Here is a 20,283-nt window from a genome sequence, read left to right as displayed (position 1 = left end):
GCTCAGATCTCCAGGTCGGCGAGGACGTCCTCGTCGATCTCCTCCAGGCGCCGGCGCTCGGCCTCGGCCCGGATCGCGGCCTGCTCGCGCTTTCGGTCGCGCTCCATGATGGCCTCGGGCACGCGCGCCTCGATGGCGGACCTGACGGTCCGGTGCCGCGTCACGACGTCCGGCGCCCACGTCGCGAGGATGGCCTGCTCGACGATGACGGTGTAGCCGCGGCCCTGCCGGACGAGGAGGACCTCGTGCACCGCCTGCGCCCCGGGCACGTTCACGACGCGACGTGCGTCCAGCACGACGCGGCCGTCGACAACTCCGCTGCCGTCGCCGACGCTCCGGATCCGCACCCACCACAGCGGATCGAGGGCCACGACGTGGCAGTCGCGCTTGCCGGAGTAGCCCTTGAACGCGCCGCGATAGTGGTCCCTGACCTCCTCGACGGTGACCTCGTAGGCCGGCGCGCCGGCCGTCATGCTCCAGTCCGACCCGGCCGACGCGCCGGTGCGCAGGGTCTCGATGGAGGCGGCCCTGAGACGCTCGGCGGAGCGCGTGAGCGGGCGCTCGGTGATGCCGGCCGCGAGGTGCCGGGCAAGGACGGCGCGGTCGCGCGCGAGCGGCGAGGTCCGGGAGGAGCGCCGGCCGATCCCCCTATGGGCGTTGTCCCGCATCCGGCGCGCCGTCCTGACCTCCTCGGCCAGCCGGACGACCTCGCGGGCACCGTCCGTGAGGTTGAAGCCGGGGCGCTCCGACTTCTCGATTTTGTCGAGCGCGAGGCGGGCGGTCGTCGCCCGCGGCTCATTCTTGGCGACGGCGATGACGCAGGCCCTGACGGCCTTCGGCAGGGCGGACATGGCGACTGTGAGCGCGGTCTTGGACATCGGGGTTTCCCTCTCGGCTACGGCGGGGCAGTGCCCTCACCATGTCCCTAATATGTAGGGACATGGTGAATGCGTCAAGGGGTGCTGTGGCACCCGGTTGACCCGCTCGCGTATGGAGCGGCGTGGAGGGGGTTCGTCGCAGTCCTTGTCAGCGGCGGAGTGGAGTAGCCCGCCCGCTATGGGACGGATGACGCAAAGGCGCTTGCCGCGAAGGTCGACGAGGGTCGGCCCGCCCGCATGCGGGGCGGAGGGAACCGCCTGTGCGGCGAGATCCACCACATAGACCGCTAGAGCGACGGCACAAGGCCCTCAATGGCCTCGCGGTCGGCGGCTCGGATGCGGCGCCGACGGGACCAGTCCCGGACGCTGCGCTCCTCGCGGAGAGCGAGCTCCTGGGCGCACGCCCGCAGGGTCATGGCGCGCTGGAGACGGCTCGTCCGGTCGATGGCCTGGCGGCCGCTCCGGAACATGATCCACTCGCCGATTACGGTCCATGTCGTGTGGGCAGGCTGCAAGGTGACGCCGATGCAACCGCCGTCGCCGTCCTGCATCTCGTAGGCGCTCACGAGCGTATGCGGGCCGTCCTCGGCGAGGGTGTTGAGGTAGACCCAATGCCGATGCCCCGCGGGGGGCAGGTGGCCGTGCTCCAGGGGCCGATCGAGCGGCACCGCCCGGATGACGGACAGGCTCGGCAGGTCGAGCGTGGTGCGGATGAGGAGTGTGCGAGGCATGCCCTGACGGTGCCGGGAGGCGGCCCCCGGCGCAATCGCCGCGAGGGTCCACGGTTAACGGGCGTGACGCTGCACGGGCCACGCGGGGCGTGCCAGGCTGGTCCCTGATGCCTGTGGATAGCGGGGACGGTCCGTCCCCGCCCCGGGCGGGGAATCAGTGGCTAGGAGCGGCTCGGTGGTATCGCCGTGGTATCACCGCGAAACGGTCGGCGAGGAGGCCCAAACCGGGCCTCCTAAGTCACTGTTTTCAAGGGGGAAAAGAGTGGAGCGGGTACCGGGAATCGAACCCGGGTATTCAGCTTGGAAGGCTGCTGCTCTACCATTGAGCTACACCCGCATGCGGCGCCGGATAGCATGGCGCCGGGGCATTGAGAAGGCATTGGTCGGGCTGGTTTGGTGGGGGAAGTAGGACTCGAACCTACGAAGCTTACGCAGCGGATTTACAGTCCGCCCCCTTTGCCGCTCGGGACATTCCCCCAAACCGCAGGACCGCCAGCCACGCAGTGGACCGGCGGTCTCGACAGGGCGTCCTTATGGTGAGGCCCCGGACGGGTGTCAACAGGATCGCGCGGCCGCACGACGACACGGCCGAGGGTGTCACTCCGGCGCCGCGAGATCGCAGATCCGCAGTTGCGCGCGCTCTGCCCCACGCCAGCGATCGACCGACAGGGTGCCGGCGACATGAAACTCGGCTCCGATGCCGTTGAGCAACGCCGCGCCGAGAGGACCTTGCGCGGCGCGGAAGGCGATGCCGCCGATGCTTTGACCGTCGCGGCTGCGCAGTCGAGCGCGGACATGGCCATTGCCGACGATCGCCGCATCGACGAGGCGATGGCGGAGGAGGGCGAGGACCGGTTCGGGGGCGCCCTGGCCGAAGGGACCCGCACGCTGAATCGTTTTCACGAGCTCGGCGGTGGCGCCGCCGGCGCTGACCGTTCCGTCGATCAGCAGCGCTTCCGCCTCGCGGGCCTCGGCGACCGCAGCGCCAAGCGCGGAAGCGAGATGGGTGGTGAAGGCGGAGAAGTCCGCAGTGGGTAGGGTGACGCCGGCCGCCATGGCGTGGCCGCCGCCTTTCAGCGCGATCCCGGCTTCCACCGCTGCGTGGACGGCGCGGCCGAGATCGGCACCGAGGATCGAGCGGCCGGAGCCCGTCGCCGTGCCGTCGGGCTTCACCGCGAAGGCGAAGGCCGGGCGGCCGAAACGCTCCTTCAGTCGGGCCGCGATCAGCCCGACGATGCCGGGATGCCATTCGGGCGACCCGGTGACGAGGATCGACCGGTCCGGATCGCCCGCGAGGTCGCGGTCCATTGCGGCCTCCGCCTCCTCGACGGCGACCGCCTCGATGGTCTGGCGCTCGCGGTTGAGCCGGTCGAGTTCGGCGGCGATGCGGTAGGCCTCCGCCGTATCCGCGGTGCCGAGCAGCCGCGTGCCGAGGCCGGAATCGCCGATGCGGCCTCCGGCGTTGATGCGCGGTCCGACGAGGAAGCCGAGATGCCAGGCCTCCGGCGGCTCGCTCAAGCCAGCCGCGTCGAGGAGCGCGGCGAGGCCGGGGCGACTACGCCCGCGCATCACGGCGAGGCCCTGCACGACGAAGGCGCGGTTGAGTCCGACGAGGGGCACCACGTCGGCTACGGTTGCGAGCGCCACGAGGTCGAGGGCGTCAGTGAGGGCGGGCTCGTCGCGGTTCGCGAAGGCGCCGAGGCGGCGCAGCCGCCGGTTCAGGGCGACGAGGGTGAGGAAGACCACGCCCGCCGCGCAGAGCTGGCCGAGGCCGGAGAGGTCGTCGAGCCGGTTCGGGTTCACGAGGGCCACAGCGGGTGGGAGGTGCTCCGTCGCCGCGTGGTGATCGAGGACGATGGTGTCGAGACCGAGTGCTTTCGCCGCTTCGAGCGGAGCATGTCCGGCCGTGCCGCAATCGACGCAGACGAGGAGACGGGCGCCCCCCTCGGCGAGGCTCGTGACCGCCGCAACGTTGGGGCCGTACCCTTCGGTGATGCGGTCGGGGATCCAGACCTGCACAGGCACGTCGAGGTCGCGCAGGTAGCCGGCGAGGAGGGCGGCACTCGCGGCACCGTCGACGTCGTAGTCGCCAAAGATCGCCACGGGCTCGCGGGCGGTGACAGCACGCGCCAGCCGATCAGCGGCCGCCTCCATGTCGACCAGGACCGCTGGGTCCGGCATCAGGTCGCGGAGTTTCGGAGCCAGAAACTTTTCGGCCTGGTCCGGCCGCACGCCGCGCGAGGCGAGGATACGCGCGAGAATGTCCGGCAGCCCGTGGGCCTGAGTCATCGTCGCGGCGAGCGCCTGGACCGACGGATCGGCGCCGCGTTCGCGCCAGGGCCGGCCGAGGACGGAGCGCGAAACATCGAGAAAGGGTTTAGGCTGAACTGCGATCACCGGCGCGGATATAGCCGCAAACCACGCCGGTGATCAGGGCTTGATGCGTCAGGCCGCCATCGCCAGCGCCTGCGAGCGCGATTCCTGGACCGCCGCCATGATCCGGGCCTCGTCCACCGCGAGCTTGATCGACCTCACGGCGTGGCGGATGTTCTCTTCCGAGTGACCGGCCATCACCTGCAGGCGGAAGCGCGCGGCGCCCTTGGCCACCGCCGGATACTCAACGAGGTTGGCGAGCAGGCTCAGGCTGGGCAGGCGGCGGCTGACCATACGGGCGATGCTCTCGCGGCCGACCTTGGCGCAGACGATAGCGGACGGGTCGCCGTAGACGTCGAGGCCGACCTCCGCGAACTGCGTGCGCAGGCTGACGATGTTGCGCATCAGTGCCTCTCGCAGGGCCTTACCCTCCGCCGAGGCGACGATGTCGAAGGCCTTGCCGATCACGGCGGTCTGCACCGGTGAGAGGGCGTTCGAGAAGGTCGTCGAGGGGCTATAGTAGCGCAGGTATTCCTTGATCTCGCGCCGGTTGGTGGCGACGAAACCGCCATTCGAGGCGAAGGTCTTGGAGAAGGAGCCCATCACCAGGTCGACCTTGCCCAGCATGTTCTGGATGCCGATATGGCCGCGGCCTTCGGCGCCCAGCGCGCCGAGATCGTGCGCGACATCGACCATCAGGGTGGCGCCGAACTCGTTGCAGAGCGCCTGCATCGCCGGGAGGTCGGGCGTGTCCGAGTCCATCGAGAACAGGCCCTCGGTGATCACCATGATCCCATTCTGGGTGTCCCGGGCGCGGATCGCCTCGAGCTTCGCGCGGCAATGCGCGAGGTCGAGGTGGCGGAACAGCGAGATATTCTGCGTGGAGGCGTTGGCGCCCTCCTGCAGACAGGTATGGGCAAGCGCGTCCATCACGATATGATCGGCCGAGCGGACCAGCCCGCGGATGACGCCATATCCGGCAGCCCAGCCGGTCGGGTAGAGGACGACCTCTTGCATCTGCAGGAAGTCGGCGATCTTGCGCTCCAGGGCGACCGAACTCGCGGTGTTGCCGACGAGCACGGCCGAGCCGGCGCTGTGCACACCGAAGCGCTGCACCGCATCCGCAGCAACCGCCGCGATCTCCGGATGGGAGGCGAGGCTGAGATAGTCCTGCGAGGAGAAGTTGATGCCTTCGAGCGGGTTACCGCGGTCGTCGCGCGCCTTGCAGGCGGTGCCGGGGCGGGTCTCCGTCGAGCGCGAGAACGGCCAGTAGCCGTTCTGCCGACGACCCTCCTGCCAAGCGAAGAAGCCGTCGCCGCGCGCCAGCAGGTCGGGGCCCGACGGAACCCGGAAATCGCGGGCGCTGCCGGTGAGGCCCGATCCTGTCACGTCGTTCTTACCGCTGATGCTCATGTCGTGCCCGCCAGTCGCGCTTGTGTTTGCGCGTAATGGAAAGAGTTTTGCGGGTGCGAATTGCTTTTGACTTAATTCTCAGAGGCGTAGCGGCGGTGGCCTCGAACGCAATTAATGGATGACTTCGGGAAATGGTTTCGATTTACGCAAGGCAACGAAGAAATATTTAGGGTTATTCGACCGTTACCATCGAGCCCGCGAGATGTGGCAGGCTACGAACGCTCTCCTTCTGCGGGAGACAGGCTCGTTCGCGTCACGCACCGACTGGTTCGGCCGCCACCCACCCCTTGCGCGTCATCACCCTGATGGGCGCCTTCACCCGGAACCACAGCGCATAGAGCGCCGGCAGGAAGAGCAGCGTCAGCACGGTGCCGACGCCGACGCCACCGATCAGGACGTACGCCAGAGCGCCCCAGAACACGGAGTGGGTGAGGGGGATGAAGGCGAGCATCGCGGCGAGCGCAGTGAGGATCACCGGTCGTGCTCGGCGCACGGTGGATTCGACGATCGCGTCGTAGTCGGAGAGGCCGGCCTGCTTCTCCCGGTCGATCTGGTCGACGAGGATCAGGGTGTTGCGCATCAGGATGCCGGACAGCCCGATCAGGCCGAGGATGGCGTTGAAGCCGAAGGCCTGCCCCGCAATCAGCAGCGTCGGCACCGCGCCGCATAGGCCCAGGGGGGCGGTCGCGAGCACCATGAACATGGTCGAGAACGAGCGCACCTGGAACATGATCACCGCGAGCGTCACGATGAGCATCAGGGGGAACACGGCGGCGAGCGCCTCCTGAGCCTTGGCGCTGTCCTCGACCGAACCGCCGGTGTCGATGCGGTAGCCCGGTGGAAGGCTCGCTTTGATCGCGGCGAGTTTCGGCAGGATCGCCGCGGTGACGTCTGGCGGCTGCCGGCCGTCGCGGACGTCACCCTCGACGGCGATGCAGGGCTCGCGGTCATAGCGTTTGAGCACCGCGTCTTCCGTGTTGCTGACGAGCCGGGCGACCTGGGAAAGCGGCACCACCTTCCCGTCGCTGGTCACCAAGGTCATGCTGCCGATCGAGCCCAGCGTGCGGCGCTCGGAGGAGGGGCTGCGCACCACGACATCCACCGGGCGCAGGTTCTCGCGGACCTGCGTGGCGGGGGCGCCGTTGAGCATGGTCTGGAGCTGGGTCGCAGCGGCGTTCGGGGTCAGGCCGATCAGGCGCAGGCGCTCCTGGTCGAAGGCGAGACGCAGGTTCGGTGTCTTGTCGCCCCAGTCGAGATGGGTGAGGCGCATGTCGGGATTGGCAGCGACCACGTCGCGCACCCGGGCGGCGATCTTGCGCAGCTCGTCGAGATCCGGTCCGATCACCCGGAAGAGCACGGGATAGCGGATCGGCGGACCGAAGACGAACTGAGACACGCGCACCCGCGCCTCGGGAAACATCCCGTTCTCGATCATGCGACGCGCCTTGAGCTTCAAGGCGTCGCGCGCGTGGCTGTCCGCGGTGAGCACCACGATCTGCGCGAAGGCTGGGTCGGGCAGCTCGGGATCGAGCGGCAGGATGAAGCGCGGCAGGCCCTGGCCGACATAGGCCGTGACGATCTTGGCCTCGGGCTCGGCCCGCAGTGCGTCCTCGATCCGCTTCACCGAGGCATCGGTAACGTCGAAGGCGGTGCCGGGCGGCAAGTTGACCTCGACAATCAGCTCCGGCCGATCGGAATTCGGGAAGAATTGCTGCTCGACGAGGCCCGCGCCCGCGGCCGCGAGGAGAAAGAGACCGAGCGTCGTACCGGCGACGACCCGCTTGCGGTCGACGCAGAGTCGGACCAGCCGGCGCAGGCGCTCGTAATGCTTGGTCGCGTAGATCGCGTCGTGGCCGCCTTCGACCGGCTTGATCTGCGGCAGCAACTTCACACCGAGATACGGCGTGAAGCTCACGGCCACGACCCAGCTCACGATCAGCGAAAACGCCACCACCCAGAAGATGTTGCCGGCATATTCTCCAGCGGTCGAATGCGCGAAGCCGACCGGCAGGAAGCCGGCGATGGTGATGATGGTGCCGGACAACATCGGGAGCGCCGTGGTGCCCCAGACATGGGTCGCGGCGCTGATCCGGTCGGCGCCTTCCTCCATGCGCACCACCATCATCTCGATGGCGATGATGGCGTCGTCGACCAGCAGCCCGAGCGACAGGATGAGTGCGCCGAGCGTGATCCGATCGAAGTCGCGGCCGGTGGCCAGCATGACCACGAACACCGCGGACAGCGTCAGCGGCACGGCGAGCGCCACGACGATACCGACACGCAGCCCCAGCGTCAGCAGGCTGACGCCGACGACGACGGCAAGCGCGGTGAAGAACTTCACCATGAACTCGTCGATCGACTCGTCGATCACACGCGCCTGATCGGAGATCTTTTCGAACGTCAGGCCGGCCGGGAGGCCTGCGCGGATCGCCGCCTCCTCCTTCGTGAGGGCCGCACCGAGGGTGAGGCCGTTGGTGCCGGGCTTCATCACGAGGCCGAGCAGCAGGGCCGGCTCGCCATCGTTACGGATCAGGACGCTCTTGGGGTCCTCGTAGCCGCGGGTGACCTCGGCGACATCGCCGAGCTTCAAGCTGCGGCCGCCGGCGGCGACGGGGATGGCCTTCACCGCCTCAATGCCCTCCAGCGCACCGTCGAGGCGCAGATAGGTGCGCGGACCTGCCGTCTCGACGAAACCGGCGGGCGTCAGATCGTTCTGCGCGGCAATGGCAGCGAACAGGGCCTGCCCGCTGATGCCGAGCGTGGCGAGGCGCTGATAGGAGATCTCGACATAGATCCGCTGGGCTTGCTCGCCCAGGATGTTGACCTTGCCGACGCCCGGCACCCGCAGGAGCCGCTGCCGCAGCTCCTCCGCCTGCACCACGAGATGCCGGTGCGGCATGTCCCTGGCCTGGAGCGCGTAAAGCGAGAAATAGACGTCGGAGAACTCGTCGTTGACGAAGGGGCCGACCACGCCGCGGGGCAGGGCGCTGGCCTGGTCCCCGAGCTTCTTGCGGGCCTGGTAGAACTGGTCGGGGACCTCATGGGCCGGCGTGCCGTCCTTGAGGTTGAGCTTCATCAGCACGATGCCGGGACGCGAAGTCGTCTCGACGCGGTCGTACCAAGTCAGCTCCTGCAGCCGCTTTTCGAGCGGGTCGGCAACCTGGCGCTGCATCTCCTCGGCCGTGGCGCCGGGCCAAGCGGCGGAGACGACGATCGTCTTCACGGTGAAGGAGGGATCTTCGGCGCGGCCGAGTTTCACGAAGGCGAAGAGCCCCGCGCCGATCGTGGCGATGATCAGAAACAGCGTGATCGCCCGCTCGCGCACGGCGAAAGCGGAGAGATTGAAGCCACTCATGGCGCCGCCGCCACACGGTCCGCCGCGACGCGTACGTGCTGGCCACCCTTCAGCAGATGCGCACCGAGCGCGACGATGCGGTCGCCTTCGCTGAGCCCGAAGGCGATGTCGGCGCTTTCCTCGCGCATGCGCGTGACGAGCACCGGTTGGGCCGTGACCGTGTGCTGGGCGGGATCGATCTTCCAGACGGACGGGCCGTCGCCGCTGTCGAAGATCGCGGCCAGGGGCACCGCGTAGCTGGAATCATTACCGCGTAGGCTGGGCTTCAGGGCGATCGTGACGGTGGCCCCGAGCGGCGCGGATGTTCCGGCGCCTTCCAGCACGTAGCGGGCGCGGTAGGTGCGGGTGGCCGGATCGGCCATGGCCGAGAGTTCGCGCAGATGCGCGGGAAAGGCCGCGTCGCGGCCGGCATAGAGCGTGGCCGTGGCGTCGGCCTGGGCCATGCGCTCAGCGCCCTCGGGGAGGAACACCTCCGCCTCGCGAGCGCCGTCGCGGGCAAGCCGCACCACGGTCTGTCCGGCGCCGACGACCTGGCCCGGTTCGGCCGGCACCTCCATCACGACGCCGTCGGCATCGGCCTGCAACTCGGCATAGCCGGCCTGGTTGCCGGTCTGGCCGGCCTGCGCTTCGGCGGCTGCGAACTGCGCCGCGGCAGCGTCGGCCGAGGCCTTCGTCTGATCGTAGGCCGCGATCGAAACCCAGCCCTCGGTGGCGAGCTTGCGACTGCGCTTCTCGTCGGCGGCCGTCTTGACCATCTGGGCACGGGCCGCGTCGACTGTGGCCTTGGCCGATTGCAATGCCAGGGTGAAATCGGCGTGGTCGAGCCGCATCAGCGGCTGGCCGCGCCGCACACGCTCGCCGGGGTCGACGAGTCGCTCGGAGATCTTGCCGGCGACGCGGAAGCCCAACGCGCTCTCGATCCGTGCGCGAACCACGCCGGTGAAGCGCTGCGCGCCGGTTCCGGCCGGTGCCACGACGAAGCTGCGCACCAGCGGCGGCAGCGGCCCATCGGAATCCGGCCCGCACGAGGCGAGCGCGAGCGCCGCCAGGGCCGAGACGGGTGTCAGCCGCGCGAAACGCGGGAATCCTGCCACGAACGGGCCTCCTCGGGCGATCGCCGGACAGGCGCGACCGGGAGCGATCTTTCCAAATTGGGGTTTACGGCAGACTAACGTTGGGGTTGAGCGCGGTCTTGTCGCGGCCTGTTTTTGCCGCCGCGAGCGCTGGAGGTGCCTCGTGAGCCCAGGTGGCCATTCGGGAGATGCCCTGATCAGGCCAATCTGACCGTCCTCACTCGAGCTCGAGAGTGGTCAGCAAGTCCGTGTCTGACACGACGTCTTTGCGAGACGGCGCGACCGACTGCGCCCAGCGCGCCACGCTCGCCGCGATTCCTGTCCTCGCGCGAAGGAAAGCAATTCGCGAACGCTATTCATGCTAATGCCGTCTTCGGGACTGGGGGACGAGACGTGAGCGGTGAGGCGATGTGGCCGGGCAAAGGCCCGGTGGGTCATGCTCTGCCTCGGCGCGCTGTCCGGGCGATGGCCGGCCTCGCCGCCCTACTTGCATTCGGTTGGGCGGATACGAGCCGCGCCGACGACCTCAGCGCCCTGTTCGATCCCGGCACGATCATCTCGGTCGGCGGCCTCGTCGGCTCCGGGCCACGGTTCCAGGGCGGCAACAAGGCCGGCCTCTGGGGCCTACCCTACCTCTCGTTCCGCCGGCCCGACGAGCCCCGGGAATGGTGGTCGCCGGACGACGGCGTCGGCGTCTCTCTGCTCGGCGATGCGCATGCTCAGGCGGGCGTCGTGCTGGATTTTCGTGAAGGCCGCGACCTCAAGGACGACCGCCGGCTCGTCGGCCTGCCGAAGCTGCCAGTCACCATCGGGCTCGGACTCTACGGCGAGGTCTGGCCCATCATCGACATCCTGCGCCTGCGCGCAGAGCTGACGCAGGGGGTGCGCGCGGATGACGGGCTCGTCGCCAAGCTTTCGGCGGACCTGATCGGGCGGGTCGGGCGCTTGACCGTCAGCGGCGGCCCGCGCGTCGTCATGGCGGACTCGGCAGCCATGCGGCTCGACTTCGACGTTCCGGTTGGGACCAGCCTCTTGAATCCGCAGCTCACGCCCTTCCGCGCCTCGGCCGGCCTGCGCTCCGTCGGAGCGACGCTCGGTGCGTCCTACGATTGGTCCGCCGATTGGCAGACCATCACTTCGGTCCGCTACGACCGCCTGGTTCGCTCGGCGGAAGCGAGCCCGATCGTGCGCCGGATCGGCACCGCCGACCAGGTGACCGTCTCGACCGGAGCGGTTTACTCGTTCTCGTTGAACCCCTGATCGCACCCAACCGTCCGTACGTTGCAACGCCGCCACATGGCGGCGCAATCGCTTGGCGCACAATGTTTCTGCGCTGTTTCTACGGATTATTTCTGAATGTTTCCCGCTAATGCTCCTCCCAATAAGGGGGAGGACATCTTGGCTCGTATTCTGCTGACGGGCGCAACCGGCTTGATCGGTGGCGCCGTGCTCCATCATGCGCTCGATCGAGGCGACGACACCCAGTGGGTCTGTCTGGTCCGATGTGGCAGCGTCGAGCAGGGCCGCCAGCGGGTCGCCAGCCGTCTCGAACGATTCACCGACCCCTTCACGGCCCAGCGCCTCGCCCGCAAGGTCGAGATCGTCCCCGGCGACTTCACCCGCGCCGACCTCGACATGGACCCGCGGCTCGACGACTGCACCCATGTGCTGCATCTCGCCGCCGACACCTCCTGGTTCGGTGACGAGCGGGTCTACCGGACCAACCACGACGGCACCTTGGCGCTGGCGCGCCGCGCCCGATCCATGCCCGGCCTCGTGCGCTTCCTGCATGTCGGCACGGCGATGATCTGCGGCTCGAACGCGCCCAACGTCGTCGAGGAGCGGGCCTATCCGGCAGCGGATGCCAACCACATCGTCGCCTACACGATCTCGAAGGCGGCGACCGAGACCTCGCTGGCGGAACTGTTTCCCGACCTGCCGGTGGTGATCGCCCGGCCTTCGATCGTGGTCGGTCATTCAACCTTGGGCGCCGCGCCAAGCTCCAGCATCCTCTGGGTGGTGCGCGCCGCGGACCGGCTGCGGATGTTGCCCTGCGCACCGGAAAGCGCCGTCGACATCGTGCCGGCGGACTGGGTGGCGGAGACCCTGGTCGGCCTCCTCACCAAGTCCGAGCTGGCACACAATCTCTACCACGTCTCGGCGGGCACCGGCGGCCGCACGCGCTGGGCCGACGTGATCGACGCCTTCGAGGCGGCCGAGCCGACCGATGGCATGCGTGCCTTCACGCAGTTCGACCTGCAGCGTGATCGGTCGACCCTGCGCAAGCGCTTCGCGGAGGTGTTCGGCCTCGACGGCGCGCTCAAGCAGGTGATGCTGCGCGCGACCCGCGCCTATTATGTCTTCTGCGCGCTGGACCTCGCCTTCTCGAACCAGCGTCTGCTCGACGAGGGTTTCGCGCCGCCGCCCTCGCTGCCGTCCTACCTGCCGGTCTGCCTCGCCAACTCGGCGGGAATCGTCGAGCAATTCGCCGACGACATGGAGATGTTCTCCGTCGCGGCAACACCCGCGCCGGTCGATCCCATGCCGCTGGCAGCGACTGCATGAACCCGTTCCTGCTCCTCGCCACGGCGATCGGCGCCGAGGTGACGGCGACGCTGGCACTGAAGGCCGCCGGCGGCCTGACCAAGCCGATCCCGACCATGATCGTCGTACTCGGCTACGGGACCGCCCTGTGGCTGATGTCGACGAGCATGGACATGCTGCCGATCGGGGTCGTCTACGCGATCTGGGCCGGCGTCGGCATGATCGGGGCAGCGCTCGGGGGCGCTCTCCTGTTCGGCGAGGCGGTTAACTGGACGATGATCGTCGGAATCGGTGTAATCGCGCTCGGCGTGACCATCCTGGCCTCGGGCCAGGTGCAGCACTGAACAGTTCCCGGCACGGAACCGCGCGTTCCGGCTTGGTTCGGGAGCGCTGCCGTGTCATGGAGCCGGCATGAGCGACAACGAGACCTACCCCTACACCCTCGAGATCATCCCGCCGAAGGCCGACGGAGGCTCCTATCAGTGGGCGATCCGCAAGCACGGCAAGATGGCGCAGCGATCCGACCGCAACCACCATTCCGAGGCGAAGGCCCGCGAGAACGGCATGGCGCAGATCGAGAAGCTGCTGGCCGGCGTCGGCGACCGCTGAAGCAGGCAGGCGCAAGGCGAGACGCGGCGGCCTGATCGGCTGCCGCGCTTCGAGTGTCGTAAAACGACGGAAGGATCGGAGCCAGGCTTAGCCGGGCTCCTTCGTCGGTGCGGCGACGACGAGGTTCGTCGACGGCGCCACTTGGTCGTGGGTGCCTGAAACCGGCATGGCCAGATGGAAGCCGATCACCGGGGCGAAGACGAGCGTCATCATCAGAATGACGACGATCAGCACGGAATGATCCCGTGCCGGCTCGGCCTCACGGCGACCTCTCCCGCGTGGCAGGATGTTTGAAGCGTTCATGGCTCACCTCGTTCCGACCAGCCGCCAGGGCCGGTCGCGGGCGAGCCGGACCAGAGGATCAGGCGCGCTTGACGCGGACGGCCACGGGCGGCGTGGTCGATCGACTACTGTCGTCTGGCATGGGGTTCGATGGTCCTGTGGAGCCCGCGCGCAGCGTCACTGACGCAGACATGCCGGCAACGTTCGATTGCGGGAGAAGTTCACGCCCGTCAAGCAGCGAGGACGAAGGGCAGGCCCGTTCCCTCGACATCCATGCAGCGCGAGCACAGTCACGCCATGCGCAGCAGCCTGAACGGCGACAGCATCCGTTCGAAGAGCGAGGGGCCGCGCGTGGGCGGAGCCGATGGCGGAGCAGGCGGCGGTGCGTTCACGACGTCTTGGGCCTGCAGCCGCTTGATGACGTCCTCGGCAAAGCACGGCAGCGCGACCCGATGCTCCTCGAGGAGCAGCACGCCCTGGCAGAACGCCATCACCTCCCGCTCGCTTGGGCGGGAGCCGACGGCATAGGCCGTCATCATTCGCTCCGTCAGGGTGCGGACCAGCCCGGCGACGTCGTCGAGCCCCTGCCGCCGCGCCTTGTGTCCGGACATCGCTGCCGCTCCCGATCCGCCGTTCCGAGAAGCACTATCGGGGATCGAACCTGAACGGCCGGACAGGTGCGCGCGCTGCCAGCAGCGCTATCCGCGTAATCCACATGCGCCAGGCAGGTCCGAATGATGTCGGCGCGCCGAACCTCAGGCGGTTTCGAGGGGCTCGAAGTCGAGCGAGAGGTGCGCGCGGAACAGGATGCGGTTGGCCTCGTCCCGGACGATCACGAACAGATCCTGCCTGTCCTCGTCGGCGCTCAGGTCCCGGGCGTAGCGGGCGACGACGCCGAGCAGGCGCGCCCGCGCGGCATCGGCGTCGGGCACGTCGAAGCCGACATCGTCCTTCACGTAATTCGCACCGTCGTGCAGATCGATGAAGTAGCGCGGCATCTGGCTGAAACGGGGCGGCTGACGCACCGTCACATGCGCACGATCTGCAGGATTGCGAGGGCCTTCTAGGTCGCAGGGGCCTACGGCGGCATTTTCGTGGATTGCGAGCGGCCTCCGGGACGCCGGCGAATTGGTCTGCAAAACGCAGTGCACGTGATTGCGACGGGTCGCGGAACCTGCTTTGCCGAAGCTCGGCAGTCGAAGCCTCAAGTCGTTCGAACAGGTGCAGTCCGGATGAAGCCTATCGTCGTGGCTTTGATGTCCCTCGCCGCGATCGGAACGGCACACGCCCAACCCGCGACGGTGACCGGGACAGCGGCACTCTCCTGCCGGACGACGCCGGACTTCATGGTGGTCGCCCGCAACCTGCCCGACGAGATCGGCGTCGAGCTCTATGGGCGCCGGCGGGCGAGCTCCGGCGAGACGATGCCGTGCGCCTTCGCGCCAAAGGAGGGGGATCTCCGGCTCGGCGCGCCCGAGAAGCCCTACGTGGTCGAAGGCATGAACGGCCGCTTCCTGGCGGTCACCGAACTCGTCGGCATGGCCGGCACCCTCCACGTCTACGACCTTTCGACCGGCAAGGCCGTGGTCAGCGAGCCGCTGACGGAGGCAAACCAGACCAAGACCGCCGGAAATCGGGTGAGCTTCACCATTCGGTCGGAAGCGGGAACAGCGAAGACCTGCCGCGGTCTCGCCGGGTTCAAGAAACAGGGCGGCTCCGGCGAGATCGGAGTGCCGTCGAGCGTCGACCTCGCAACGGGAACGCTCACCCGCGGCACCAAGGCCGTCTGCACCTACGCGCAATGATCGAGCGGGGCGCCGCCCTCGGCGGCATGATCGGGCGGCTGGCGCTTGCCGTCCTGGTGCTCGCCACGATGTTGGCCGCCATCTCGACCGCCAGCCTAGCGCAGGAGGATGCGCGCGCCGTTCTTCGCCAAGCCCTGACCGAGATCAAGGCTGAGCTCCCGCTCCGGCAATCCGATTTCAAGGGACTGTCCACGCTTCGCGATCGGACGGAGGCCGTGATGGCGGAGAGCCGCGAATTGCGGGCCGAAAGCGCGGCCGCGCTGGAACGCGCGGTGATTTCCTCAAGAACGGCGTGCTCGCCGACACCACCCGCAGCGAGCTGAACTTCGTTCTGCTGGAACTCTTCCGTCGTTCCGGAATCAAGCTCGGCACCGGGACGAGTTCCTGACGTCCGAGAATGCGAGCCGGAGCTCGTATCGAAACGTCCGGTGCGAGGACGTTACGAGTTCGCCTCACCTTTCTCCGATCAGACGACACCCGATGATGACGGGCTTTGCCCTCGCGAGCTGAAGCTCATCCTCGAAGAGGTCGCAATCCAGCAGGTTGTCTTGTGCCGCCTTGCGCGCCGAGAAGACGTTGACGTTCACCCTGAGCGGATTGCTGCCCACGGCCGCGACCTCGGTCGCGTCGAGGTTTCGACCGGGCAGACCGGCGACGCCGCCCGCGGCGGGCAGGGTGACGAGGTCGCCAGCCATCTCGATCTGATCGGGCTCTCGGCCCTCGGCGTGTGCGCGCTTGATGTCGGCACGGGTCGGCTTCGTGGCCGATTTCCCGTAATAGAACGAGTTGACGGCCACGCTCTCGGAGAGGGTCGTCAGCTTCTGCAATGCCTTCGGCGACAGCGACACCTGCACCGAGAACCCATACGGACTTGCATCCGTCTGGGCGGCTGCGCTCTGCGGAAACGCGACGATGGCCGTCGAGACGGCCCCCGTGATGGCGACCAACGCTCCGACGCGCTTCTTCATGTCATTCCGCTGAGATTGGAGAAGGGGCCCGACGCCGTGCCGTCACCGGCACGGCTCATGACGAGAACATCTGAACTGCATGGCGGGCCATCCCGGCCAGATGCGATCGGCCCTACTATGGCTTCATCACAGGTTGAGAGCCACGAAGGTTGCCGCAATACAGAGAGCCATCACCGCCGCACAGCCCGCGCACAGCAGCATCATCGCATTGCTCTCCCACGACACGGCCTACCGCGCGTTTCGAATGATGAATTCAATCTAGCAGAGATTGAATTGTTCACAATCGAAAAGCGTATGGTTCCGCACGAATAGCGCGGCGCGTCGAGGGTCGAGCCTCGGCTCAGGCCTGGCCCACCACGCCAGCGCGCATCACCGGCTCCGACAGGCTGATCTCGACGTCGACCGTGCGGGGTTGCGCCGGCCCGGCTTCGTCGAGGTTCGCGGAGCGCCAAATCACGCGTTCGCCCTCTCGGCCGAGACGGATCGCACCGGAGACCACGTCGCCCCCGGCGGAATTCAGCTCGACCTCGATGAGACCGCGGCGGCCGAAGAGGCGCGAGACGACACGCAGAGTCGAGGCAGCCGCAGGATCGGACAGGATCGGGCGACGCGAACGCTGGGCATCCACCAGAAGGAAGCGCTCGACCGCGTCGCGGATCGCGTCCGCTCCGGTGACCCGCTCGACGCACGAGACGGTCTCACGGCTCGCCAGCGTCACGAATTGAGCCTCCGGGATGGCGGCCGGCGCCTGGCACATCTCGACGTGCAGCCGCGGCTCGACCCGAAGCGCCGCGAGGAGATCGCCAGTGGCGTCGAGCCCCGGCAGCCGCAGGCCGGCCGTCGGCTTGACGTGTGCGAGATGGCCGAGCACCGCCTCGACCGCGTCGCCGGCGGCCCCATCATCGAAGACCGGCTCGACGAGGCGTGGCGAGAGCGGAGCATGCCATAGCGAGACGGACGCGCCGCCCCAGATCGGGCCCGGCAGGACGAGGGGAATCACGCCGCGCAGGCGCTCGATGCCGCCTTCGCCAGTGGCGTAGGCCATGGCGAAGGCGACGCCGCCGGTCTGGCCGCGCGGCAGGTGTAGGGCCGCCGTCGCGAGGAAATCGGGGTCCGAGAAGGGTTCGAGACAGGTGCGGCGTGCGGCCAGCGCGCGCCATTCCTCGATCTCCGCATCGCGCAGTTCCGAGGGCCGGCGCAGCATCACCCGCCAGCCATCGGGCGTCTGCGAATCCGCAACCGGCGCGTCGCTCACCAGGGAAAGCCAGGGACGCCTCTCTGCGGAGGCGGCGCGCGGCGCCGTCTCGGGCAGGCCGCCCTGGATGATGGTGAAACGTGGTTGCATCGACCCGTCCTGATCCGCTGCACCGGTTGTCCCGTCCGGGGACGGAAGGCCGGTTTGCCGTTGAGCACGGGGTTAAGGTTTCAAGAACGATGCCGGACCGCGCCGTCCCGAATTCAACCGTTCGGGATGGCGAGCGGATTGTCGGTGAGTGCCGCCGCATCCGGCGCGTCGATGCGCGGACGTCCGAGAAACGCATCCCAGATCCGCTCGACGAAGGCGGGACTCAGGTCGCGCACGATCAAGACGAGCCGCGAGCGGCGGTCCTGGTCGGGCCAAGCGTCGAGGGTCACCGGCGTGTGGACGACGTGTTGCACGCCGTGCACCACGACCGGCCGCCCCGGATCGTCGGCCATCGCGACCAGCCCCTTGAGCCGCAGCAGCTTCGGCCCATGCGCCGAGCGGATCAGGTCGAGGAACATATCGAAGGCCGGGCGCGGCACGGGAGTGTCGCTGACGAGGTGGAAGGCCCGGATCGCCGCATCGTGCCGGTTCACGTCGTGATGCGCGTGGCCATGATGGCGATGCTCGCCGTCATGGTCGTGATGATGATCATGGCCCTTCGCGCGCTCGTCCTCGGCGCCAAGCCAGGCCCGAACGTCCGCGCTCGTACCATCTAGCCCGAAAAACCCGCCGAGCAGGGTCTCGGCCGCAATGTCCGGCCCGGCGAGCCGGGCATGGGCGTTGAGCGCGCGCAGTCGGGCCGCGAGCCGTTCGGGCTCCGCGCCGGGCAGGTCGGCCTTGGTCGTCACCAGCGTGTCGGCGACGGCGGCCTGGCGGACGGCCTCCGGATGCGCATCGAGCGTCGAGGCGCCGTTCACCGCGTCCACCACGGTGACGACGCCCTGCAGCCGGAAGCGCAGCGACAGATACGGGTGGGCGATCAGCGCGTGCAGGATCGGCGCCGGGTCGGCGAGGCCGGTGGTCTCGATCACGACGCGGCGGAAAGGCTTGATGCGGTGATTGTCGCGCTTTCTCAGCAGGTCTTCGAGGGCCGAGATCAGGTCGCCGCGCACGGTACAGCACAGGCAGCCGGCCCCGAGCAGGATCATGTCCTCGTCGAGTGTCTCCACGAGCAGGTGATCGAGCCCGATCTCGCCGAACTCATTCACGATCACCACGGTATCGGAGAGCGCGGGATCCTGAAGCAGCCGGTTCAGCAGCGTGGTCTTGCCCGCGCCGAGGAAGCCCGTGAGCACGGTCAGCGGGATCGGCGTCGGGCGGCCGGCGGGTTCGGACATGATGCGAAGCGTGGTCCCGGTGGAAACGTCACCGGGAGATAGGCGGTCGGCCCACGCGCCGCCACTGCGCTGATCGAAGACCGGCGCGAAGCGTACGCGCCGCCGCGCGCAACGCTAGGCGCGCATTCTCTGCTTCACCGGCTGGGCAGCGGCTTGCTGCCTGTCCAGTTCGATCGAGACCATCTCGAGCAACACGCGCACCCGAAACGATCCGCCGCGATCGCTTACGCGCCGGGCTTGCTCCACCAAGGCGCGGATATGTTCGTTGCACGCCTGATCATGTGTCATCCCGCTCTCCCTCTGCGGTCCGTCACAATCCCGAACCCCAACGCGAGCGGTGCGGTTGCAACCATCTTCGAGAGAAAGGTAATCGAACTTGCGTTATTCGGAAACAAATTTCTGGAAGATGCGGAATTGTATACAGTTGCGTGCAAGTGAGTTTTACGCGGCCGCACGCATCTCGTGAAGAAATGGGGCCGTACGCAATATGTGCATACTCAACCATTTCAGGCCTCATAGCCTGTAGTGCGTCGTTTTTGTATTTCGAGAACGCAAGACAGCCGAAAAACAGCATCGGTCCTGCGCCGCTCGCCCGTGAAATGTTTTCAGAGATTACTGGCGTCGCTCGCCGACAGCCAGCCTGAGCGTCGCGACAGCGGCATCAGAAGTTGACGTGGTAGGTCCCGCTGTAGCGCTGGCTCAGCACGGCGATCCGGCCCCGAAGGTCGCGGGTCTGTCTGCGCTGCTTGTCGACGAGAATCTGCAGCACCTGGGCCTTCTCGGAATCGCCGACGACGCAGGCCTTGGACCAGAGCCGGTCGAGATGGGCCGCGAAGGCTTCCTCGGCCACGATGCGATCCATCAGACCGCGGATGGTTTCCAACGAGTTAAGACGCATTACTGTCCAATATTGAAAGCTACGGACGGCAAAAGCGCCAACGCTTGCCGAAAACAGAAAACACTTTCTCATAATGCACGGCTTCGCGTGGCAGTTCCGACGCGATGGTCCTCGTTGCAACCGGTCGACGTCATCGACCCGGGTCACGGCGTCCCGGCCGCCATGCTTCATTGCCGAGGAGCGGCCAGTTCCATGGCACCGACGATCTGCTGGTAGCGGTACGGTTTCGGAAGGAAGTGCCCCCTGGCGGGAATCTCGGCCTCGCTCAGGAGGTGGCGCCCAGAGGTGATGACGAGAGCGATGTGCGGCCACCGCTCTCGGACGCGGTGAGCCAGCACGACGCCATTCATCGAGCCGGGCATGTTCACGTCCGTGAACACGATGTCGACGTCAGACCTCGTCTGAAGAATTTGCCAAGCCGCGTCCGCGGTTTCCACCCCGATGACGGTCGCGCCGGTATCCTCGAGCATCTCGGTCGTGATCACGCGCAAGAGAGCCTCATCCTCGACCAGTAGAACGATGCGGTGTCGGGAAACGTATTCTTTCTGCATAAGACCCGCTCTGCGGTGCATGAAGCGATCGTAACGCCGTTAAATGCGAGACAGCGCGAGCAGAAGATCGCTTTTCCCCGATCGGCCGACGCATGCTCCTGCATGAAAGCTTACCCTATGCTTCGCAAGCTTCGGCCTTCGTTGCGGGTCGCAAAACAGTCTTCACGGAGATGGTTAACGCCTCGATGTGCGGCGATGGACACATGGCAACACGGTCGCA

Annotated in this window: 21 protein-coding genes and 2 tRNA genes; 6 read left to right on the top strand and 17 right to left on the bottom strand. The window is 67.7% G+C overall.

Features of this window, described 5'->3' with window-relative positions; all coding sequences use genetic code 11:
• Positions 1-2 precede the first annotated feature (2 nt).
• The 8 genes from GGR33_RS23625 to GGR33_RS23590 all read right to left on the bottom strand — a co-directional run bounded on the left by GGR33_RS23625 (position 3) and on the right by GGR33_RS23590 (position 9,844).
• The gene (locus GGR33_RS23625) at positions 3-878 is read right to left on the bottom strand and encodes a hypothetical protein (protein ID WP_183512368.1); all 876 of its coding nucleotides are present in this window, start codon (positions 876-878) and stop codon (positions 3-5) included.
• A 287-nt stretch (positions 879-1,165) separates the two neighbouring features.
• The gene (locus GGR33_RS23620; protein WP_183512365.1) at positions 1,166-1,609 is read right to left on the bottom strand and encodes a hypothetical protein; all 444 of its coding nucleotides are present in this window, start codon (positions 1,607-1,609) and stop codon (positions 1,166-1,168) included.
• A gap of 263 nt (positions 1,610-1,872) precedes the next feature.
• A tRNA-Gly gene (locus GGR33_RS23615) sits at positions 1,873-1,946 on the bottom strand.
• A gap of 57 nt (positions 1,947-2,003) precedes the next feature.
• Positions 2,004-2,087 (bottom strand) — tRNA-Tyr (locus GGR33_RS23610).
• 119 nt (positions 2,088-2,206) lie between these two features.
• Entirely contained in the window at positions 2,207-3,898 is a 1,692-nt protein-coding gene (gene recJ, locus GGR33_RS23605) for a single-stranded-DNA-specific exonuclease RecJ (RefSeq protein WP_210302187.1), read from the bottom strand.
• A 156-nt stretch (positions 3,899-4,054) separates the two neighbouring features.
• On the bottom strand, positions 4,055-5,395 hold the full coding sequence (locus GGR33_RS23600; protein ID WP_183512361.1) for an aminotransferase class I/II-fold pyridoxal phosphate-dependent enzyme: 1,341 nt from the start codon (positions 5,393-5,395) through the stop codon (positions 4,055-4,057).
• Positions 5,396-5,648: 253 nt separating this feature from the next.
• Entirely contained in the window at positions 5,649-8,750 is a 3,102-nt protein-coding gene (locus GGR33_RS23595) for an efflux RND transporter permease subunit (RefSeq protein ID WP_183512348.1), read from the bottom strand.
• Positions 8,747-9,844, bottom strand: a complete 1,098-nt coding sequence (locus GGR33_RS23590) for an efflux RND transporter periplasmic adaptor subunit (RefSeq protein WP_284211903.1) — start codon at positions 9,842-9,844, stop codon at positions 8,747-8,749. The genes GGR33_RS23595 and GGR33_RS23590 overlap by 4 nt, the downstream gene beginning before the upstream one ends.
• Positions 9,845-10,216: 372 nt before the next feature.
• Here GGR33_RS23590 and GGR33_RS23585 point away from each other — a divergent pair, with 372 nt between their 5' ends.
• From GGR33_RS23585 to GGR33_RS23570, 4 genes are all read left to right on the top strand, one after another.
• On the top strand, positions 10,217-11,083 hold the full coding sequence (locus GGR33_RS23585) for a MipA/OmpV family protein (RefSeq protein ID WP_183512337.1): 867 nt from the start codon (positions 10,217-10,219) through the stop codon (positions 11,081-11,083).
• 138 nt (positions 11,084-11,221) lie between these two features.
• On the top strand, positions 11,222-12,388 hold the full coding sequence (locus GGR33_RS23580) for an SDR family oxidoreductase (protein ID WP_246413427.1): 1,167 nt from the start codon (positions 11,222-11,224) through the stop codon (positions 12,386-12,388).
• On the top strand, positions 12,385-12,711 hold the full coding sequence (locus GGR33_RS23575; RefSeq protein WP_183512333.1) for a DMT family transporter: 327 nt from the start codon (positions 12,385-12,387) through the stop codon (positions 12,709-12,711). Before GGR33_RS23580 ends, GGR33_RS23575 begins: the two co-directional genes overlap by 4 nt.
• Before the next feature lie 67 nt (positions 12,712-12,778).
• The gene (locus GGR33_RS23570) at positions 12,779-12,976 is read left to right on the top strand and encodes a hypothetical protein (protein ID WP_183512329.1); all 198 of its coding nucleotides are present in this window, start codon (positions 12,779-12,781) and stop codon (positions 12,974-12,976) included.
• An 87-nt stretch (positions 12,977-13,063) separates the two neighbouring features.
• Here the strand turns inward: GGR33_RS23570 and GGR33_RS23565 are convergent, their stop codons facing one another.
• The 3 genes from GGR33_RS23565 to GGR33_RS23555 all read right to left on the bottom strand — a co-directional run bounded on the left by GGR33_RS23565 (position 13,064) and on the right by GGR33_RS23555 (position 14,283).
• The gene (locus tag GGR33_RS23565; protein ID WP_183512324.1) at positions 13,064-13,279 is read right to left on the bottom strand and encodes a hypothetical protein; all 216 of its coding nucleotides are present in this window, start codon (positions 13,277-13,279) and stop codon (positions 13,064-13,066) included.
• 269 nt (positions 13,280-13,548) lie between these two features.
• Positions 13,549-13,869, bottom strand: coding sequence for a hypothetical protein (locus tag GGR33_RS23560; protein WP_183512318.1), 321 nt, complete (start codon positions 13,867-13,869; stop codon positions 13,549-13,551).
• Between the two features lie 144 nt (positions 13,870-14,013).
• Positions 14,014-14,283: a DUF6894 family protein gene (locus tag GGR33_RS23555; RefSeq protein WP_306484383.1), complete on the bottom strand. Its 270-nt coding sequence runs from the start codon at positions 14,281-14,283 to the stop codon at positions 14,014-14,016.
• Between the two features lie 207 nt (positions 14,284-14,490).
• Between GGR33_RS23555 and GGR33_RS23550 the strand changes: the two genes are divergently transcribed.
• Both GGR33_RS23550 and GGR33_RS23545 read left to right on the top strand, forming a co-directional pair.
• Positions 14,491-15,063, top strand: coding sequence for a hypothetical protein (locus GGR33_RS23550; protein ID WP_183512313.1), 573 nt, complete (start codon positions 14,491-14,493; stop codon positions 15,061-15,063).
• Entirely contained in the window at positions 15,060-15,386 is a 327-nt protein-coding gene (locus tag GGR33_RS23545) for a hypothetical protein (RefSeq protein WP_183512308.1), read from the top strand. The genes GGR33_RS23550 and GGR33_RS23545 overlap by 4 nt, the downstream gene beginning before the upstream one ends.
• A gap of 129 nt (positions 15,387-15,515) precedes the next feature.
• Here the strand turns inward: GGR33_RS23545 and GGR33_RS23540 are convergent, their stop codons facing one another.
• The 6 genes from GGR33_RS23540 to GGR33_RS23515 all read right to left on the bottom strand — a co-directional run bounded on the left by GGR33_RS23540 (position 15,516) and on the right by GGR33_RS23515 (position 20,063).
• Positions 15,516-16,031, bottom strand: coding sequence for a hypothetical protein (locus GGR33_RS23540; RefSeq protein ID WP_183512304.1), 516 nt, complete (start codon positions 16,029-16,031; stop codon positions 15,516-15,518).
• Between the two features lie 340 nt (positions 16,032-16,371).
• Positions 16,372-17,376 (bottom strand): GNAT family N-acetyltransferase, encoded by a 1,005-nt coding sequence (locus GGR33_RS23535; RefSeq protein WP_183512300.1) that lies wholly within the window; start codon positions 17,374-17,376, stop codon positions 16,372-16,374.
• 113 nt (positions 17,377-17,489) lie between these two features.
• Positions 17,490-18,614 (bottom strand): CobW family GTP-binding protein, encoded by a 1,125-nt coding sequence (locus tag GGR33_RS23530; RefSeq protein WP_183512298.1) that lies wholly within the window; start codon positions 18,612-18,614, stop codon positions 17,490-17,492.
• 114 nt (positions 18,615-18,728) lie between these two features.
• Positions 18,729-18,902, bottom strand: coding sequence for a hypothetical protein (locus GGR33_RS23525; RefSeq protein ID WP_183512294.1), 174 nt, complete (start codon positions 18,900-18,902; stop codon positions 18,729-18,731).
• A 373-nt stretch (positions 18,903-19,275) separates the two neighbouring features.
• Positions 19,276-19,476, bottom strand: coding sequence for a hypothetical protein (locus GGR33_RS23520; protein WP_183512293.1), 201 nt, complete (start codon positions 19,474-19,476; stop codon positions 19,276-19,278).
• Between the two features lie 203 nt (positions 19,477-19,679).
• A complete protein-coding gene (locus GGR33_RS23515; RefSeq protein WP_183512290.1) occupies positions 19,680-20,063 on the bottom strand; it encodes a response regulator in 384 nt (127 codons plus the stop codon).
• Between the last annotated feature and the right edge of the window lie 220 nt (positions 20,064-20,283).

Origin of the sequence: Methylobacterium brachythecii, from assembly GCF_014196345.1 — a bacterium.
Taxonomy (GTDB): Bacteria; Pseudomonadota; Alphaproteobacteria; order Rhizobiales; family Beijerinckiaceae; genus Methylobacterium; species Methylobacterium brachythecii.
The sequence above is the reverse complement of the archived record's forward strand: the minus strand, read 5'-3'. Positions and strand labels throughout refer to the sequence as shown.

Coding starts and splice junctions, on each gene's coding strand:
- GGR33_RS23625 (WP_183512368.1), bottom strand. CDS start 878: ATGTCCAAGACCGCGCTCACAGTCGCCATGTCCGCCCTGCCGAAGGCC.
- GGR33_RS23620 (WP_183512365.1), bottom strand. CDS start 1,609: ATGCCTCGCACACTCCTCATCCGCACCACGCTCGACCTGCCGAGCCTG.
- recJ (WP_210302187.1), bottom strand. CDS start 3,898: ATGACTCAGGCCCACGGGCTGCCGGACATTCTCGCGCGTATCCTCGCC.
- GGR33_RS23600 (WP_183512361.1), bottom strand. CDS start 5,395: ATGAGCATCAGCGGTAAGAACGACGTGACAGGATCGGGCCTCACCGGC.
- GGR33_RS23595 (WP_183512348.1), bottom strand. CDS start 8,750: ATGAGTGGCTTCAATCTCTCCGCTTTCGCCGTGCGCGAGCGGGCGATC.
- GGR33_RS23575 (WP_183512333.1), top strand. CDS start 12,385: ATGAACCCGTTCCTGCTCCTCGCCACGGCGATCGGCGCCGAGGTGACG.
- GGR33_RS23570 (WP_183512329.1), top strand. CDS start 12,779: ATGAGCGACAACGAGACCTACCCCTACACCCTCGAGATCATCCCGCCG.
- GGR33_RS23565 (WP_183512324.1), bottom strand. CDS start 13,279: ATGAACGCTTCAAACATCCTGCCACGCGGGAGAGGTCGCCGTGAGGCC.
- GGR33_RS23560 (WP_183512318.1), bottom strand. CDS start 13,869: ATGTCCGGACACAAGGCGCGGCGGCAGGGGCTCGACGACGTCGCCGGG.
- GGR33_RS23550 (WP_183512313.1), top strand. CDS start 14,491: ATGAAGCCTATCGTCGTGGCTTTGATGTCCCTCGCCGCGATCGGAACG.
- GGR33_RS23545 (WP_183512308.1), top strand. CDS start 15,060: ATGATCGAGCGGGGCGCCGCCCTCGGCGGCATGATCGGGCGGCTGGCG.
- GGR33_RS23540 (WP_183512304.1), bottom strand. CDS start 16,031: ATGAAGAAGCGCGTCGGAGCGTTGGTCGCCATCACGGGGGCCGTCTCG.
- GGR33_RS23535 (WP_183512300.1), bottom strand. CDS start 17,376: ATGCAACCACGTTTCACCATCATCCAGGGCGGCCTGCCCGAGACGGCG.
- GGR33_RS23530 (WP_183512298.1), bottom strand. CDS start 18,614: ATGTCCGAACCCGCCGGCCGCCCGACGCCGATCCCGCTGACCGTGCTC.
- GGR33_RS23525 (WP_183512294.1), bottom strand. CDS start 18,902: ATGACACATGATCAGGCGTGCAACGAACATATCCGCGCCTTGGTGGAG.
- GGR33_RS23520 (WP_183512293.1), bottom strand. CDS start 19,476: ATGGATCGCATCGTGGCCGAGGAAGCCTTCGCGGCCCATCTCGACCGG.
- GGR33_RS23515 (WP_183512290.1), bottom strand. CDS start 20,063: ATGCAGAAAGAATACGTTTCCCGACACCGCATCGTTCTACTGGTCGAG.